Below are 17090 nucleotides of genomic sequence, written 5' to 3' on the forward strand. Positions count from 1 at the left end.
TCGTTCAGGACAGGTCAGCTGCACAACGGGCCCTGGTAAGACCCTGGAGGCAGTCTCTGCTCGGCCGCAGGCGGGAGGTTCTGGTCGGCCAGGATCTGGCACAGGTGCGTCATCCACTGTGCAGGCGTCCCACCCGGGTTGGGTGAGGAGCTCGCCGTGGCGTCGCGTCTGGGTATCGCGGATACCGCATCGCTGTAACTGGCTGTGGTGAAGAAGGCGTGGACTCCCAAGTTAGCCAGAAGCACGGTGGGGGCGGCGGAGCCGCCAAGTAGTATGACGCTCCGCCAAAGCGTGGCGAGTTTGAGGGCGGATCCAGCTCCGTATTCGAGGTTTAGGCCCGCGAGTGACGTTGGCACAACGTATGGGATGTCTCGCTTTCCCCCATTCGCGAGAGCGACACCGGTCAGGAACATGGTGCCGGACAGGTGCTCTTGACGGACCAATTTGCCACTCGGCAGGGCGTACATGGAGACCGTGGTGCTGTTCGTCAGGCCGGGGAGCCTGCCGATGGCCAGGGTACTGCCGTCCGGGCTGATGCCCTCCTGCGTTGCCTGCACATCCCCCGTTGGCACACTGAGGACCCGCCTGGGACGGGGGGACGATTGGCTCAGATCCCAGGATTCCACGAGGATCCTCGATCCGCTGGTGTAACCCGAGCCGACGGTCATCAGACTCTTCCCGTCTGGGGTGAAGAAGAATGACGCGTCGCTATCGGCGTCGGGATCCATGGCCGCGACCTTCTCGATCTGGCCGCTCTCCACGTCCCAAACGATCAGGCGCCTGTCGTAGCTGGGGTTGGTCAGCGCCGCGACATGCTTGCCTTCAGCATCGATGGCCAGTGCTTCGTAGGTGGTCGCGTAGGGGCCATTTTGCTTGGGTGTTTGCAACTGCCGGGTGGTGCGGCTGTGAGTGTCGTACAGCAGGACGGGCAGAGAGTGAGAGTACGTCCGCTCGGTCATGGCTACCAGTGACCCGTCCGACGTGATTGCGGTAATCTGCTGGTCGCGATCGATGGATGTGCCGACGGGGCTCCGGCCGCCGAGATTCCAGACCATCAGATCGCCTTTGGCGTTCTGCGTGATGGTGACCTGGCCGTTCGCGCTGACCGCCGGCGCGTTGATGCCGTAGAGCATGTTACTGATGGGTACTCCCAGGCTGGCAATGCGCGGGTAGTCCGGCACGATCGCGTGGGCGGAGCCGTAGGCTGCGTACTCCTCGGCCAGTAGGGCCCTGCTCTGGGTCGTTTCCCCGGTCCGGTAGGCGCGCATGGCGAGCAGCAGACCCGTGTAAGGGTCGCCCTGCATCGTCCCAGCGTTGGCATCCCGCGCCTGTTGCACCAAGACGTTCGCCACAGCGTTCGAGTGGGCCGTCACCTCAGCCTCCTGCCTCCAGGTCCAGGTGGCGCCTGCAGCGAACAACATCAGCACGACCGCCATCGCGAGGACGGACAAGCGTCGCCGTTTGGCTGCCGAGCGGCTGGTGTCGATGAATTCGCGCTCGACGGAGCTGATCTCCTCCGCTCTGGCGGTCCGCCAGCCCAGAGCGGCGCGCAGGTCCGATCCACGCAGCAGCCAGCCTCCGGAACGGGCAGCTCCCTCCCAGCGGGCGACGGACCGGCGCAGATCTTCCTGCCAGCGGCGGAATCCCTCGGCGCTACGGACGAAGTCGCGCAGTCGTGCCCAGTGAGTGAGCAGCGTCTCGTGGGCGAGCTCCACGCTTTCGACGATTCCGCCCGCACCTCGCCGGTCCAGGCCCGGCACGAGCAAGCGGGTGGTCATCAACCGCTGTGCGAGTCGCCACTGATCATCGGTCAGCTCCGTGCGAGGTACGCTGCGCCGGGTCGGCAACTCCCCGAGCTGACGGGGGTCAGCCAGCTGAACGAGCAGGGTGCGGGCAATATGGCGCTCTGGCTCGCGCAGCTTGTCCCAGATCTGCTCAGCGTGTTTGGCCAGCGCTTCGCCAAGCTGGCCGAGGGAGTCGTAATGGGCGTGGCTGATGATCCCGTCCTGCTGAAGCTCCCAGAGCTTGCCCAGTGTGAACTCCAGCAGCGGCAGGCGGCCGGCGTCAGGTCCAGAGGCAGCCAGCAGACGATCAACCAACCCCCCTTCGTAGCGCACGCCAACCGCAGCGAGGGGACGTTCGATCGCGGCCCGCACCTCATCCTGGGACATCGGACCCACGGTGAAGAGCCTGCTGTCGTCGAGCAAGGGTGCGAGCCCTACATGGCTGAGGGCGGCAGACAGAAAATCGGCGCGCAGAGCCAGCGCGACTTGCAACGGGGAATCCGGCTGTCGGCAGTAGTTCAGCGCTGCGGCGAATGCGTCGAGGTCTTCGTGCGCCACGTGGACGAGCGTCTGCTCAAACTGATCGGCAATCAATAGCAGTCGGCGCTTCCCCCGCCGGACCAGCAGTCGTTCAACCACGTACGGCATCCGGTGCTCGCGCAGCATCTGCGTCAACCACATCTCGGCCGGAAATCGGGAGATTCCGGTCTCCTCAGGCTCGAATAGCGCAACGAGCGCCTGAACCAGAGACTCCAGCGGCGATGATCCGGTCTGGAAGACGACGATCTCCAGCCCCTCTTCCTGCCGTACCAGGGGCAGTACACCGGCATAGAGCAGCGAGGACTTGCCACACCCGGAGACCCCGACCAGCGTGACACCCGAGCTGTCACCGAGCCGGTCGACGATCCGGCGCGCGTGCTCCTCGCGGCCGTGGAAGAAGTCGGCGTCACCTTCCTGAAAGGGCCGTAGGCCACGGAAGGGCGACCGCTCCAGAGCCGCCCGATGCAGAGCTGGCCAGCTGTCGCGCAGGGTCTCGGTCGGGATCAGGTAAGCCGTGCGCCGATCGGCACGCGCATCCGCGGTGACCACCATACCGACCACGCCACCATGTTCCACATCCCAAACAGGCGCTCCCGAGAAGCCTCGCTGCACCTCATACTGGCTGGCCGGGTCAGCGTCGTACTGCAGCCATCCGGTGGCCTGCCTGCCGCGTAGCACCCCGGAACTCCAGACACCCCTGTCGTTGCCCAGCGGAAAACCGAAGGTGCGTACCGCGAGTCCTGGAGCCGCGCCGTGCTCCACGAGCCGGGCCTGCGCAGCCATGGCTGGCGGCTCGGACAGCAGTTGGAGAACGGCTACGTCACCTGACTCGTCCTCCCTGGTGGGTACCCAGGCTACGACACGGGCCTCCAGCCACTGCCCTGGCTGAGCAAGCGGAAAGTCCAGCCATATACGGCTGGACGGCAACTCGGCTGAGTCCTCAGGCAGTCCCAATGCCGCGGCCACCACATGAGCACACGTGAGCACCGATCGGTCCACGGTGAGGAACCCGGCCCCGGCCGGGCGGCCCGCCTGATCAACGATGCGGACCACCGCTTCGTCGCTCAGCGCAGTGGTGCCTCGCTCCATCGCTGTCTCCCCCGCGTGCTTGTGCAACATCTCCGGCCGCACAAGTCATAATCCCTTTCACTGTCCGCTCAAGCGATCAAATGACAGAAGTCAGCCACGACCCAGCAGAGTTGATGCGTTCTCAGCTGGCGGGATAGGCCGGTTCGTTGACTCTGGGGCCTGGTGGGCGGTTTGCCGGAGTGGAAGCAAGAGACGCGACGCCAGATGATCAAGGCTTCTGAGACCGAAGACCGTCCTGGAGTCGCGTCCGCGTGCCATCCTCCCTGATCAACATCCTCGCGCGCCACTGCGAGGACGGCAACGAGCCCTGCCCGTCCATCGAACCGCACGAGCTGGCCTCGCTGTCCGAGGTGCTGGCCGCCGTGCCCGATCCCCGCCGGGTGCGCGGGCGCCGCTACCGCATCGGCGTGCTGCTGGCCCTGTGCCTGACGGCGGTGCTCAGCGGAGCCCGCTCCCTCGCGCAGATCGCCCGGTACGCCGCCGACGCCGACCCGCAGGTCCGCGCCGGACTCGGCCTCGCCCGCGCCACGCCCAACGCTTCCACACTCGGCCGACTGCTGGCCCGCATCGACGGCGACGCCCTGGACGACGCCGTCGGAACCTGGCTCGCCCGCCACGCCGCCGATCCCGTCGAGGAGGACGAAGCCCTGGTCGGACTGGCGGTGGACGGCAAAACGGTGCGCGGCTCGCGCACCGACAGCAAGACAGCGATACACCTGCTGGCCGCCGCCCTGCACGGCAGCCAGACCGTCATCGCCCAGCGCCAGGTGGCGGCCAAGAGCAACGAGATCCCGGCCATGGCCCCACTGCTGGCCCGGTTCGACCTGCGCGGCGTGGTCGTCACCGCCGACGCCATGCACACCCAGCGAAAGACCGCGAAGAAGATCGTCGCCGCCGGCGGGCACTACCTCCTGGTCGTCAAGGGCAACCAGAAGAAGCTGCGCCGGCAACTGCGCCTCCTGCCCTGGCGGCAGATGCCGTTGCTGGACCGCACCCGCACCGCCGGGCACGGACGTCGCGAGGTCCGGCGGCTGAAGGTGTGCACCGTCGAAGCCGCGCTGCTGTTCCCGCACGCCGTCCAGGCCATCGAGATCAAGCGACGCCGGGTCAACACCAAGACCGGCAAGGTCCAGACGAAGACGGTCTACGCCGTCACCAGCCTCACCCCCGGCCAGGCCGGCCCCGCCCGCCTGGCCGAACTCATCCAGGGCCACTGGTCCGTGGAGGCCCTGCACCACGTGAGAGACGTGACATTCACCGAGGACGCCTCCAAGATCCGCACCGGCAGCGCGCCCCGCACCATGGCAACCCTGCGCAACCTCGCCATCGGCCTGATGCGCCAGGCCGGCTGGACCAACATCGCCGCCGCAGCCGACCACTACCGGTCACGCCCCGACTACGCCACCGCACTCCTCAAGATCACCTGCTGAGAACGCATCAGCCCTGGGGGCGGATGGTGGGCAGCCGGAGCATCCGGCACGCCTGGTCCACGGCGGTGTCGGCGGCCTGTTCGGTCAGTCCGCGGTTGCGCTTGGCGGTCACGGTGCCTCTTCCTGCTATGCCTGGCCGTCGGCCGGACGCCGACGGAATTGCAGCAACTGGTCGTAGGCGGCCACCGACGGCAGCGGCCTGGGATCGGGCGGCAGCGCGGCCAAGCGCCGCTCGGTCAGCGAGGTCACCGTCGCCCCGCCGTCCACCCGGCGGCGCGGGGCGTCCTGGTCGGCCGGCTGTTCGGCGCCCTGGTCGGCCTCGCCCCACTTGCGGGCCTCCAGGGCGACCGCGTCGGCGGTCAGCGCGCCGGCCCGCAGCGCGGTCGCGATCCCGGCCACCACGTGCTCGTGGACCATGTGCCGGTGCAGCAGCAGGACGGAGATGAGCGCCCGGGTGCCCTCCGCGTCGCCGTGGGCGGTGCAGGCCGCCTGCCACCAGGCGTCGTGGACCGGGGTGAACTTGCCCGCCGAGCGGGCCTGGCCCAGCGCGGTCGCCCCGGGCAGCGCGCCGGGCTTGCGGACCAGCGCTTCCAGGTAGTGGTCCAGCTCCAGGCGGGAGCCGCCCTTGGCAATCAGCCGCTCGTGGCGGGCGACTTCCTTGTGCGCGTCGTAGACAACGAGCTCGGAGGCGTGCAGCACGACCCGCACCATCCGGCCGATCAGCCGCGCCGGCACCGGGTAGTGGTTGGTGCGCACGCCGACCTGGCTGTAGCGGTTCACCCGCAGCGAGGACACCAGCCCGGTCTCGAACTCCTCCTGCGGCAGCGCCACCAGCAGCGGGCGCTCGACGGCGAACATCTCACCGATGGTCAGCGCCCGCTGCATGATCCGGCGGGCGTCGTCCTCCTCATCCCAGCGCTCCACCATCGCATTCAGCTCCGCCAGCGAGGCGACCTTCGGGACGGGGACCAGGTGGTTCCTGCGGAACCAGCCGATCTGCCCCTCGACGCCGCCCTTCTCATGGGCGCCCTCGATGCCGGGATTGCAGTAGAACTGTTGATCGAGAAGTGAGACCGGAACGCCGTCCAGCGGTCGCTTTCCACCCGGCCCCGGGTGCGGCCCAGCACCTGGCTGACCGCGGCGCGCAAGTTGTCGTAGCGGACCTTTCTGCGCGGCACGCCGCCCAGCACTTGAAGCGCGTGGACATGGCCTTCCAGGAACGCTTCCTGCCCACACGAAGCGAAGATCTTGTGCACGGCCTTCCCGCTGAACGACAGCCGCAGCGAGAACAGGAACACCTTGGTGGACACGCCGTCCAGGTGGATCCACACGTCCCCGAAGTCGACCTCCGCCTCGTCACCGGGGCGGTGGGTCTGCGGCACGAACGCCTGCGGAGGGCCGCGGCCCTCCTCCACCCGGATCTCCGGGCGCCGCTGGAAGATATAGGCGCGGACCATCGAATACGTCACGCCCTGCGCGTCGTGCTCATCAATCAGGCGGTCGAAGACCCGCTTGACGGTGTGCCGCTGCTTGCGCGGCGCGTCCAGGTCCTCCCGCAGGATCTCGTCGATCGTCGCCTTGAACGGATCCAGGCGCGAGACCCGCGGCGGAAGCTGCTTGCGCGGCGCCGGCCACACCGACTCCAGCGCCATCGCAACCGTCCTGCGGCCCACCCCGTACTTGGCCGACAAAGCCCTGCTGGACAGCCCTTCGACCCGAGCGTCATGGCGAATCGCCGCGTACAACTCGACCTTCGAAAGGGGCACTTGAGCCACCCAGGGCTAGCTGATGCACTTCGATACTCCCACCGCAAGGCCCCCAGTGGAGTCAGAACTCACCGACATCAACTGTCCGCCGACACCACTGGAGTCAGAACCCACCCACCACTGGCCTCAAAACTGACCTACAAAGCCATGCTGTCCTGCACAGTGAGTACCTCGCCGGGGCGTTCGAGGACGCGTCCGGTCGCGGTGCCGTGGTCGGCCCACTTCCACGTGCTGCCGTCCCACGTGGAGGCCGCCGCCTCCACCTGCGGATCGCCGCCAGCTGGCCATGGCGACATGAACTGGCGAACGCTTTCGCCTGCCTCGCGGCCCTGCCGAGGCCAGCCACCTGACCAACGGCGCTGCCTCTGCCCACCCACGACCAGAGGAACCCTGAGCACCCGACGCGAGCGCCGGGCCTCCAGCCATGCCCACCCGCCGACAGCCATGACCCTCCACAGTCAACCCAGCTCGCCGACCCAACCGAAACAGGGAGGCTAGTTGCTGCACGGTCCGCATTGCGATGTCGAAGGCGGTAGCCCGCCACTGTGACGTGTTCATCCTGAAGTTGCTGGTCACACTCCCGGCGGAGGCCCATCCGCATTAGCGGCCGAGGGCGTGTGCGTGTGCCTCGTCGAGCATTTTCCGCAGTTGTGAGGTGCTGGGTGCGATTGCGGTGGCGAGTAGCGCCGGGCCGCCTGCCAGCGGCGCGAGGACGGCATACCCGTCTTTGACCCCTTCGCCGAGCAGTACAGCCTCTCGTCGGACGTCGATGCGCGGGTCAACGATGAGGAGCTGGCCGACGGCCCGGTGCCCGTTCAGGACAGCCGGGCCGTCCCAGCCTGGTTCTGGCGCCCCGTACGCCGTGTGCTGGTCGAGCAGCGTGCGCCCGCTGCGGTGGACCAGGATCCGGGTGACGAGGTGGCCTGGTTCCTCGTCGGCCCGGCCCAGGAGCTGCTCTTCTCGCAGTACGAGCCGTGCGGTGGCGGCGAGTTCGACGGTGTAGGTCTGGCGCAGGTTGCTCCCGGCGGCGCTGATCAGGGGCTGTGGCAGCCAGCGCAGGCTGGCGTGCTCCCCGACGGTGAGCCGCACGTCGTAGGTGGCCGCGTCGGTGGTGGGGCCGCGTAGGGCGAGTGTGGCGGCGGCTGTGGTGACTTCCAGCTCGGCCCGGTCCTCGGCGGTGATGTCGAGGGTGAGCCGGTCGCCACCGAGCGGGGCGCTCATCGCGCCGATGATCCCCACCGTGGCGGCCTTGCCGTGGGTGCGCATGCGCCGCAGGTGGAAAGGGCCGTCGCTGCGCAGTTGCGGGAGGGTGGTGACGCGTCCGTTGTGCGCGGCGCGGATGCGGGCAGTGGCTCGCACGCCGTCCGGGTGTCCGGCGGGCTCCTGGTCGCCGGCTGGAGGAGCGTCGAGGTCGGACGTGGCGCGGGCGGCGGCGAGTTGGGAGAAGGGGCTCATACGGTTGCCTCGGCGCGCCACTGGGTGAGGTGGCCGGTGACCCAGTCGGCGACTTCGCGGATGCCGTCGTCGGAGGTGAGGCTGGTGAAGATGACGGGAAGGTCGCCGCGCTGTCGTTTCGCGTCGCTGGCCATGGTGTCCAGGTCGGCGCCGACGTGCGGGGCGAGGTCGGTCTTGTTGACGATCAGGAGGTCGGCGGTGGTGATGCCAGGGCCGCCCTTGCGGGGGATGTCGTCGCCGCTGGCGACGTCGATGACGAAGATCTGCACGTCGACGAGGCCCTTGGAGAAGGTGGCGGTCAGGTTGTCGCCACCGGACTCGACGAGCACGAGGTCGAGGGGGTGGAGGGTTGCTTCCAGGTGTTCGACGGCTTCCAGATTTGCGGAGATGTCGTCGCGGATCGCGGTGTGCGGGCAGGCGCCGGTCTCGACGGCGGTGATGCGCTCGGGCGGCAGGACGGCTTCGCGCAGCAGGTACTCGGCGTCCTCGCGGGTGTAGATGTCGTTGGTGACAGCGGCGATGCACCAGCGGTCGCGCAGGGTGCGGCAGAGCGCGGCGACGGTCGCGGTCTTGCCGGAGCCGACGGGGCCGCCCAGGCCGAGGCGCAGGGCGCGGCGGCTGCCGTCGGGCCGGGTCGCCGAAGCGCTGGAGGCGTGCTGGTGAGGCAGCGAGTGGTCGAGGTGCATGGCAACTCCGTTTGGAAATCCGGGTGTTCAGAAGACGGTCAGGAGGCGAAGAGCCGGACAGTCCAGGCGGCGTGCTGCTCCCCGGTGATGTCCAGCAGGGGTGAGGAGGCCGACGGCAGGGCATCGAGGCCCTCGGTCATGGCACGGGTCGCGGCGTCGGCCGCGGCTTGTGCGACGTCGTCGGTTTCGGGGGCGAGGCGGGCCAGCAGCCCCGAGGCGTCGAGCGGGTCGAGGCTCAGCAGGCGCACCGCTGCGGTAGCCGGGCCGCCGATGTTCTCGTACGCGACGGCATAGGCGGCGTCCACCGGGGCGAGCCCGGCGGCGCGGGCGGCGAGGCCCAGAACGATGGGTTGGTGGGCGCCCTGGGGGCGCGCGGCGGCCAGGTGTTCGAGTTCTGGGGACGGAAAGGTGGCCCGGGCGGCGCGCATCATCTGCCGGCCGAGCCTGCGGGCGACGGCACGCAGTGCGGGGGCGGGGGTGCGCGCGTCGGCGGCGTCATCGAGCAACAGCGGGTTGTATCCGCCGGCGGCTGCGGCGGCCAGCCCGGCCGTCGTCAGACCGTTGGTGTGCAGGCGCCCGCGGCAGAACGCCTCCAGGCTGTCGGTGTCGTGTACGGCTCCGTGGGCGACGGCGGCCTCGACGCCGCCGGAGTGGGCGTGCCCGCCGGCGGGGAAACGGCCGTCGGCCAGCAGGAGCAGGGCTGCGCGGCTCATGGGTGAGCGGCTGCCTTTCGCAGGGTCGGAAGTTGTGCCGAGCGCGGGCGGGCATGGCGTACCCGCCCGGGGGCCCGGCCGCGGTGCTGTTGCTCCGGCGGTCGGGCAGTGGCGGTTCAGAAGAGGAAGTACCGCTGTGCCAGGGGTACTTCGTTGACATAGGAGCGGGGCACGGTCGCACCATTGAGTTCGGTGCGGGCGTCGCTGGTCGTCGCACCGCCGATGGTGACCTCGAAGCTGTTGTGGTCGACTTCGAGGCTTTCAGGCACCGTGTCGTTCAGCTTCATGTCGGCCTTGGTGACGTGCCGGGTGCTTGTGATGTCCACGAAGTCCTTGTCGAGACCGAGACCCGGATTGCTGCTGGTGCCGTCTCCGTTCAGTTTGCCGGCCACGCCTGGAGCCACGAAGTTGACCGAGTTGCGTCCCGGGGAGCGGCCGGTGGAGCCCCAAACCGGGCGCGGCAGGTAGGGCTGCGGCGTTGTGATCGACGCGTTGGCGTCGCCGACCTGGGCGTAGGCGAGCTGGCCGCCCTTGAGGAGCATGTGCGGTTTGACGCCGAAGAACTTCGGCTCCCACAGCACCAGGTCTGCCAGCTTCTTCGTCTCCACGGAACCGACGTATGTGTCGATGCCGTGTGTGATCGCCGGGTTGACCGTGTACTTGGCGACGTATCGGCGCGCGCGGAAGTTGTCGTTCGGCTGCACCTGCTGGTCGTTGAAGGAGTGGTCTGTGTCGTTGGTGATCGTGCGGACCTTCGCGGCTTCGAGGTCCTCCTTCAGTGCCCCGTAGCGGCACTTCATGACGTGCGCGGTCTGCCAGGTGCGCATGATCATCTCGCCGATGCGGCCCATCGCCTGGGCGTCGGAGGACATCATCGAGATGGCGCCCATGTCGTGGAGGAGGTCCTCCGCGGCCATCGTGGACGGCCGGATCCGGGAGTCGGCGAAGGCCATGTCTGCCGGAATCTCCGGGTTGAGGTGATGGCACACGATCATCATGTCGACGTGCTCCTTGACGGTGTTGACCGTCAGTGGACGCGTCGGGTTGGTCGAGGCCGGGAGGACGTTCGGTTCCTTGACCAGCTCGATCATGTCCGGCGCGTGACCGCCGCCGGCACCCTCGACATGGAAGATGTGGATGGAGCGTGCCTTGTTCTTCGTGAACTTCCCCTCTGCGTCCCTGCCGTCGCCTGTGAAGGCTGCCCGTGTGCTCTCCAGGAACCCCGACTCGTTCAGTGAGTCGGCGTGCAGGGCAAGCTGGACACCACGCTCTTCACAGATGTCCAGAGCCCGGTCGATCACCGCGGGTGTGGCGCCCCAGTCCTCGTGAATCTTGAAGCCACAGACACCGGCGTCCACCTGCGCGTTGAGCTCGTGCTTGTTCATCGTGCTGCCCTTGCCGAGCAGGCCGATGTTGACCGGGAACTCATCCAGCGCCTCGAAGACCCGGGTGATGTGCCACGCGCCCGGGGTCACGGTGGTCGCCGTGCTGCCCTCGGCAGGGCCGGTGCCGCCGCCGATGAGAGTGGTCACGCCCGAAGCCAGGGCCTCGTGGATCTCCTCGGGGCAGATGAAGTGAACGTGGGTGTCCACACCGCCCGCGGTGAGGATCCGGCCGTTGCCGGAGATCACCTCGGTGCTCGGCCCGATCACGAAGTTGGTTGGCGTCACCGGCGGGGCTTCCTTCGTGGGCCCACGATCCGGCATCTCGAAGCTCGAGATCTTGTCCATCGTCTCGGGGTTGTACGCCTTGCCGATGGCATGAACTTTGCCGTCCCTGATGCCGACGTCGGCCTTGACCACACCCCACCAGTCGAGGATCAGCGCCCCCGTGATGACGGTGTCCACAGGGAGGCGGAGCTCGTCGCCGCCCCCGTCCCTCGGGATGTGGGACATGCCCATCGACTCCCGGATCACCTTCCCTCCACCGAAGATCATTTCGTTGCCGCTGTGCTGCGGTCCGCCGCTCCAGTCGGCTTCGATCTCGATGGTGAGATCGGTGTCTGCGAGGCGGACGCGGTCCTTGGTGGTGGGCCCGTACAGAGCGGTGTAGTCCGCCCGCTTCAGCACGTTGCTCGGCCTCTGCTGGCCCGTCTGCCCCGGCTGGCTGCTCATCGGACGATCCCCTCGCGCAGTCCCTGGATCTTGCTGGTGTCGCTCTTGGCGTCGCCCTCGATCTTCACCAGCTCGACGCAACACACATCTCCTGGTTCGAACCGTACGGATGTGCCCGCGGCGATGTTGAGCCGTCGCCCTTTCGCCTCGGCGCAGTCCATGAGCTGGTCATCGCTCACGGGCGTGCCGACGGGGCTCTCGACCACTTTGAGGCCGGGGTTGACCTCGGCGAAGTGGTAGTGGGAGCCGACCTGGATAGGGCGGTCGGAGGCGTTCCTGACCTTGATCGTCTTTTTGTCGCCCTGCAGGTGCTTGTTGAACGCGATCGCCTCGTGCCAGGACGCGGCGTCCTCGCCCGCATCGCAACAGGCGGATGAGTCGGCGTCGTCGCAGTCGACCGGGCACTGCGGCCTGCCCGCCGGCTGAGGGTGCTCGACCTTGCCCGGGTAGACCTCGGGTTCCTCCGTGGCCTCCGGGATGGGGTCGTGAATGGTGACCAGCTTGGTGCCGTCCGGGAAGGTCGCCTCCACCTGGACGTTCTTGATCATCTCCGGGACGCCGTCCATCACGTCGTCACGGGTGAGCACCCGTCGCCCCGAGTCCATGATGTCGCTGACCGTCTTACCGTCGCGCGCCCCCTCGAAGACGTGAACGGTCAGCAGGGCCATCGTCTCGGGATAGTTGAGAAGCAGCCCCCGGTCATGGCGCCTTCGTGCCACGTCGGCCGCCACGTGGATCAGCAAGCGCTCCTGCTCATGCGGAGTCAAATGCACGATGACTCGTCTCTGTTGGTCGGATGGTGCGTGCGGCCGGGCATGCCAACGGCGCGGACACCGTTGCCCCCGGAAGGCGACGGCCGCTCTACGAGCATCCGCGGGGAAGAACAGCGAGACGACCGAACGGCGGTTGATCTACACCATCTGGTGAATCCGCGGAGTACTCCGTTTTCACCCCGCCGGACAGGAGAAGCCCGGTCTCGAAATCGCGGACGAATTCTGTGCGTTGGGCGGCTACCTGGGACTGGCATTCTGAGCGTGTCCTGGGCCGGAGCGTTTCCTTTCCGCGCGCCCTCCGGGGCGCTCACCACTTCGCTCGTGCGCCGGTTTCACGCCCTGACGGCATCCTTCCGGTTTCCCCCACACTGGGCCTGCCGCAAGGTCCCGGGGAGGGCCTCGCGGTTCTCGACACCTTGGGGGAACTGTGTCGTTTCTGCCTGAGCCCGCACGTGAAGCCCGGCCGCGAGAGGGCGGGGATGTGCAGGCGGTGGTGGTCGGCACCGGGTTCTCCGGCATCGGTGCCGCGATCCGGCTGCGCCAGGAAGGCTGGCGTGACCTTGTGGTGCTGGAGAAGGCGTCGCAGCTCGGGGGAACCTGGCGGGAGAACACCTACCCGGGGAGCGCCTGCGATGTCCCGTCCTCGCTGTACTCCTACTCCTTCACCCCCAACCCGCGGTGGAGCAGGGTCTTCGCCGGGCAGCGGGAGATCCACGACTACCTGCGGACGACCGCGGACCGGCACGGGGTCGGTGAGGTGCTGCGGTGCGGTGTCCGTGTCGTTAAGGCCCGGTGGGACCAGGACACGGGGCGCTGGCTTGTGCAGACCACCGACGGTGAGTACCGCGCCAGGGTTCTGGTCCTGGCCACCGGACCGTGGCATGAGCCACGGCGGCTCGATGTGCCGGGTTTGGACGAGTTCCCCGGGCCGGTGTTCCACACCGCTGAGTGGGACCGCTCCGTAGATCTCACGGGCCGACGTGTGGCCGTCGTCGGCAGTGGCGCCTCCGCTGTCCAGGTCGTCCCGGCCATCCAGGACCGGGCGGCGGCCGTACACCTCTTCCAGCGCACCGCACAGTGGCTGCTGCCCAAGCCCGACCTGCCGGTTCCCCCGGCCCTCAACTGGTCTTTGGACCGCATTCCGGGCGTGCGGCGCACCCTGCGGGCCGGCCAGTACGGCGTGCAAGAGGGCATCGGCTACGTTCTCCGCCACCCACGCCTGGCAGGCCCTCTCCAGGCCGCGGCCCGGGCTCATCTGCGTATTACGGTCCGTGACCCGGAGCTGCGCCGGGCGCTGACGCCCGACTACCGTCTGGGCTGCAAGCGTCTGCTGACGTCGAGCACGTTCTACCCGGCCCTGGTCCAGCCCCATGTCCACCTCCACCCCACCGCTCTGTCCTGTGTACGGGGCCGGCACCTCATCGGTGCCGACGGCACCGCGTTCGAGGCCGACGCGGTGATCACCGCCACCGGCTTCCGCGTCGGCGAGCTGCCGCTGGCCCGCAACGTGCACGGCGCGGCAGGCCGGACGCTGCACGAAACCTGGGCCGGGGATGGTCCTCAGGCATACCTCGGCACCAGCGTCAGCGGGTTCCCCAACCTCTTTCTCCTCCTGGGCCCCAACCTCCTTTCCGGCTCCACCTCCGCCATCAGCGTCCTCGAAGCCCAACTCGCCTACCTGGGTGCCGCACTCAGGCACCTGCGCCGCGAAGGCCACGCCTCCATGGACGTCAGACCAGCTGTCCAGGCCACCTACAACACCGCGGTACAGGAAGCACTGCGGACCACCGTGTACAACGCGGGCGGGTGCTCCAGCTACTACTTCCACTCCAGCGGTCGGAACACCTTCTGCTGGCCCTGGTCCAACGGCCGGCTCACCCGCTCGCTGAACCGCTTCGATGCCGCTGCCTACACCTGCCGCGCACCCTCCACCCCTGCCCCCGTGCCCGCACCCCGGGCAGCGGCGGAAGGCAGCTTCCCCGCGGATGAGGAAGGAATCACCGCATGACCAGGCGGCGCCCCAGGCCACAGCCGTACGACCGGGAACTTGACCATCTGCTCCTCTTCGGGGGCGACGGACGGCAGGACCCATGTCCCACCGGCTGGTACTTCGCCCGGTTCAGCCGGCATCTTCGCCCCGGCCAGGTGGTCCCCGTCACCTACATGGCCCGGCGGTACGCGCTGTTCCGCACACACGGCGGGCAGGTTGGGATGATCGACAGCCAGTGCTGCCACATGGGCGCCGACCTCAGCCGGTGCGGCCGGGTGCGCGAGGAGAGGCTGGTCTGCGGCTTCCACGCCTGGGAGTTCGATACGGACGGAGCGTGCCGGAAGATCCCCGGCGCGGACCGCATCCCCTCCCTGGCCGTGCAGCACAGCGTCCCCGTGACCGAGCAGGGAGGCATCATCTGGTTCTGGCACGGGTCACCGACCCCGGAGCCCATGAGCGAGCTGAGCTTCGCCGAGGACCGCCGTCGCCACCTCTGCCTGGCCGGTGAGGTGCTCGTCTGTCACGCGGATCTCCTCCCGATCGGTGAACACGTGACCGACGTTTCGCACTGGCCCTACACACACAGTCCGGGGCGAACGATGACCTCCGTCCAACTGCGGGACGAAGGACGTCGCTTCTCCTTCCGGATCCAGCCCGCCGAGGAGGACGGCACCCGTATCCACCACTTCCGCCCGTACGTCCTGGTCGAGATGGCGAGCCCGACAACCGCGGTGGCCACTCCTCAGCCGGGCCCGCAGCCGGACAGCAAGCCGCCCCGGATGGCCTTCGTCGCCGCTGTGAGTCCCGTGCGGCCCGGTGTCACGATCGCGACGTGGAGCCTGATCGTCCGCAAACTCGGCCCGGACTGGCTGCTCTGGCCGGCCAACCGTCTCTGGGCGGCCTTCCTGTGGCGCCTGGTCAGACGGAATCATCATGCCGACTTCGAGATCCTGCGCTGGATGCGCCCAGTGGCCAAGGACCTGTGGTCGGTCGCGGACGGGCCCACTCTCCGCGCTTACCGGCGTTTCTACCGGCGCAATCTTCCCCCGGCCACAGAGGGATCCACGGAGGAACTCACCTCCGGAAACACCTGACGGCTGGGCAGCCCACGAACATCAGCCAGGACCCACCGCCTGGCCCCCGCCCCGCTACTTCTCTCGCGAGCGCATCCGGGCAACTGGAGCTTCACCGGAGGACGTGGAGTTCAACGAGGGCCAGGAGCCTGTGGACCTGCTCGTGAACGCCCCTCGGACCGTCCGGTCCAGACAGGCTCGCACTGTCACTTCGCCCTCGAGTCAGTCCTGGTCCCGCCGTACGGACCGACGCCAATGGGCCGGGCGGTGTCACCATCGCCTGATGGCCTGTCCCAGAGCCCTGTCCAAGGGCCTTGTCCCAGAGTCCGGCTGCGGCCGGGTGGGCACCACGCCCGCCCGGCCTTGTCGCCCCCCGGTTGAAGACCACCATGACCGGAGTGGACCTGATGGCGCACCCTTTCGCGGCCTCGGGGCAGGTGTCGACGTTGGTCGCGGCTGCAGGCGAGATCCGTGCGATGCCGCGTCAGAGGGTGGTGGGGGCGGGCGGGATCCAGCGGTGCTTTCGGGACACCGTTCGGGAGACGCCGTAGTCCTTCTTGAGTTGTTCGGGGATGGCGTAGTGCATGACGCGGCCGCGGGTGAGGGAGGACAGCTCGAAGACGGTGGTGAGGTGGCCGAGGCGGTCCAGGGCCCACGCACCGAGTGGAGAGCCGTCCTCGACGGTCTCCAGGACGCCGAGGAGGTGCGGGACGGCCTTGACGACGGTGTCCCAGGGGGTGTGGGGGACCTGGAGCCAGTCGGCGCTGGTGTCGCCGATGAGGTAGCGGATGAGGGCGGAGACGATCGGGTCGAAGAACGTGCCGGGCACGACCTCCTCGTACAGGTCGATCAGCTGCCGCATCAGGTGTGCGCCCTCCTCGGAGGGCCCCATGTGCCGGATCATGTACAGGTCCAGGAACTGACGGGCCTGCTGGAGGTCCTGGGGGACGGCGTCCTGATCGACGCCCAGCATCGCGCCGACGACCCGCCAGGCGTAGAAATACGCCTGGGCGCCTTCGGTACTCATGTGGATGCCCAGGCGGTGCAGGGAGTCCAGGACGAGCAGGGAGAAGAACATCTGCCCGCCGATCATGTCCTCCTGGCAGATCGGCACCCCCAGCGCCTCGCAGTCCCAGCGGCCCTCACGGCCCATATGGTGGCGAATGGAGGCATGCAGGAGGCGGACCTTCTGCGCGGCGGGGATGAAGCGGCTACCCGCTTCGAAGGCGCCGGGCTGCATGAGATAGACGGTGAACTGCCCCGTCTCCGCCATGCGTTTGGAGGGGTACTTCAGCGAGTGGGTCGCCGACAGGAGTCTGGCGACGTGCGGGACGACGTAGCAGGCGGGCATCGAGGCGAAGGACAGCGCGGTGGAGATGTGCACGTTGTTGTCGATGAAGAACAACCTCGCCTTCTCCATCTCCCCCCAGTCGACCCACGACGGCGGCACGCTCGTCGCCTCCAGGTACTCCCGCGCCACCTCCGGCAGCCCGTCCGGCAGCGGCGCACCGGCGGTGGAGACATACCGCATCAGGGCGTTGAACTTCCCCACCTCCCCGCGCTCGAACAGGGTGGCCACGGTGGCATCGGCGAGTTCGTCACCCACCTGCCGCAGCCCGTCCATCGACACCTCGGTGTAGGTCATGTGCGGGGCTCCTAATCCTTTCGCGGCAAGCG

11 protein-coding genes and 2 pseudogenes are annotated in these 17090 nt (G+C 68.3%); 3 read left to right on the plus strand and 10 right to left on the minus strand.

All coding sequences use genetic code 11. The features are described 5' to 3' along the window. Positions 1-14: 14 nt before the first annotated feature. Entirely contained in the window at positions 15-3413 is a 3399-nt protein-coding gene (locus OG607_RS09115) for a trypsin-like peptidase domain-containing protein (protein ID WP_405721025.1), read from the minus strand. A gap of 251 nt (positions 3414-3664) precedes the next feature. Here OG607_RS09115 and OG607_RS09120 point away from each other — a divergent pair, with 251 nt between their 5' ends. Then, complete coding sequence (locus OG607_RS09120) at positions 3665-4843, plus strand: ISAs1 family transposase (protein WP_405721028.1); 1179 nt, start codon at positions 3665-3667, stop codon at positions 4841-4843. A 126-nt stretch (positions 4844-4969) separates the two neighbouring features. On the opposite strand, the pseudogene istA reads toward OG607_RS09120, so the two are convergent. From istA to OG607_RS09160, 8 genes and pseudogenes are all read right to left on the minus strand, one after another. Next, positions 4970-6609: pseudogene (istA, locus tag OG607_RS09125) on the minus strand (IS21 family transposase). 137 nt (positions 6610-6746) lie between these two features. Then, positions 6747-6905, minus strand: coding sequence for a hypothetical protein (locus tag OG607_RS09130; protein WP_405721031.1), 159 nt, complete (start codon positions 6903-6905; stop codon positions 6747-6749). Between the two features lie 304 nt (positions 6906-7209). Continuing rightward, entirely contained in the window at positions 7210-8064 is an 855-nt protein-coding gene (locus tag OG607_RS09135; RefSeq protein WP_405721034.1) for an urease accessory protein UreD, read from the minus strand. Then, on the minus strand, positions 8061-8750 hold the full coding sequence (gene ureG, locus OG607_RS09140; RefSeq protein ID WP_405721036.1) for an urease accessory protein UreG: 690 nt from the start codon (positions 8748-8750) through the stop codon (positions 8061-8063). The genes OG607_RS09135 and ureG overlap by 4 nt, the downstream gene beginning before the upstream one ends. A gap of 38 nt (positions 8751-8788) precedes the next feature. Further along, positions 8789-9463 (minus strand): urease accessory protein UreF, encoded by a 675-nt coding sequence (locus OG607_RS09145; protein WP_405721039.1) that lies wholly within the window; start codon positions 9461-9463, stop codon positions 8789-8791. 116 nt (positions 9464-9579) lie between these two features. After that, positions 9580-11577: an urease subunit alpha gene (gene ureC / locus OG607_RS09150; protein WP_405721042.1), complete on the minus strand. Its 1998-nt coding sequence runs from the start codon at positions 11575-11577 to the stop codon at positions 9580-9582. Next, a complete protein-coding gene (locus OG607_RS09155) occupies positions 11574-12077 on the minus strand; it encodes an urease subunit beta (RefSeq protein ID WP_405736639.1) in 504 nt (167 codons plus the stop codon). The genes ureC and OG607_RS09155 overlap by 4 nt, the downstream gene beginning before the upstream one ends. Beyond that, a pseudogene (locus OG607_RS09160) lies at positions 12054-12350 on the minus strand (urease subunit gamma); the annotation flags it as partial. The pseudogene OG607_RS09160 and the gene OG607_RS09155, both read right to left, overlap by 24 nt. 481 nt (positions 12351-12831) lie before the next feature. On the opposite strand from OG607_RS09160, the gene OG607_RS09165 reads away from it, so the two are divergent. Both OG607_RS09165 and OG607_RS09170 read left to right on the plus strand, forming a co-directional pair. Beyond that, positions 12832-14358 carry a flavin-containing monooxygenase gene (locus OG607_RS09165; RefSeq protein WP_405721045.1) on the plus strand — a complete coding sequence of 509 codons (1527 nt, stop codon included), beginning with the start codon at positions 12832-12834 and terminating at the stop codon, positions 14356-14358. Beyond that, positions 14355-15434, plus strand: a complete 1080-nt coding sequence (locus tag OG607_RS09170) for a Rieske 2Fe-2S domain-containing protein (protein ID WP_405721047.1) — start codon at positions 14355-14357, stop codon at positions 15432-15434. The genes OG607_RS09165 and OG607_RS09170 overlap by 4 nt, the downstream gene beginning before the upstream one ends. 463 nt (positions 15435-15897) lie before the next feature. On the opposite strand, the gene OG607_RS09175 is transcribed toward OG607_RS09170, so the two are convergent. After that, complete coding sequence (locus tag OG607_RS09175) at positions 15898-17058, minus strand: oxygenase MpaB family protein (RefSeq protein ID WP_405721050.1); 1161 nt, start codon at positions 17056-17058, stop codon at positions 15898-15900. Between the last annotated feature and the right edge of the window lie 32 nt (positions 17059-17090).

The organism is Streptomyces sp. NBC_01537 (genome assembly GCF_045040445.1).
Lineage (GTDB): Bacteria > Actinomycetota > Actinomycetes > Streptomycetales > Streptomycetaceae > Actinacidiphila.

Bases quoted from the DNA above. Each gene is read 5' to 3' on its own strand.
- OG607_RS09115 (WP_405721025.1), bottom strand. From the start codon at position 3,413: ATGGAGCGAGGCACCACTGCGCTGAGCGACGAAGCGGTGGTCCGCATC.
- OG607_RS09130 (WP_405721031.1), bottom strand. From the start codon at position 6,905: ATGTCGCCATGGCCAGCTGGCGGCGATCCGCAGGTGGAGGCGGCGGCC.
- OG607_RS09135 (WP_405721034.1), bottom strand. From the start codon at position 8,064: ATGAGCCCCTTCTCCCAACTCGCCGCCGCCCGCGCCACGTCCGACCTC.
- ureG (WP_405721036.1), bottom strand. From the start codon at position 8,750: ATGCACCTCGACCACTCGCTGCCTCACCAGCACGCCTCCAGCGCTTCG.
- OG607_RS09145 (WP_405721039.1), bottom strand. From the start codon at position 9,463: ATGAGCCGCGCAGCCCTGCTCCTGCTGGCCGACGGCCGTTTCCCCGCC.
- ureC (WP_405721042.1), bottom strand. From the start codon at position 11,577: ATGAGCAGCCAGCCGGGGCAGACGGGCCAGCAGAGGCCGAGCAACGTG.
- OG607_RS09170 (WP_405721047.1), top strand. From the start codon at position 14,355: ATGACCAGGCGGCGCCCCAGGCCACAGCCGTACGACCGGGAACTTGAC.
- OG607_RS09175 (WP_405721050.1), bottom strand. From the start codon at position 17,058: ATGACCTACACCGAGGTGTCGATGGACGGGCTGCGGCAGGTGGGTGAC.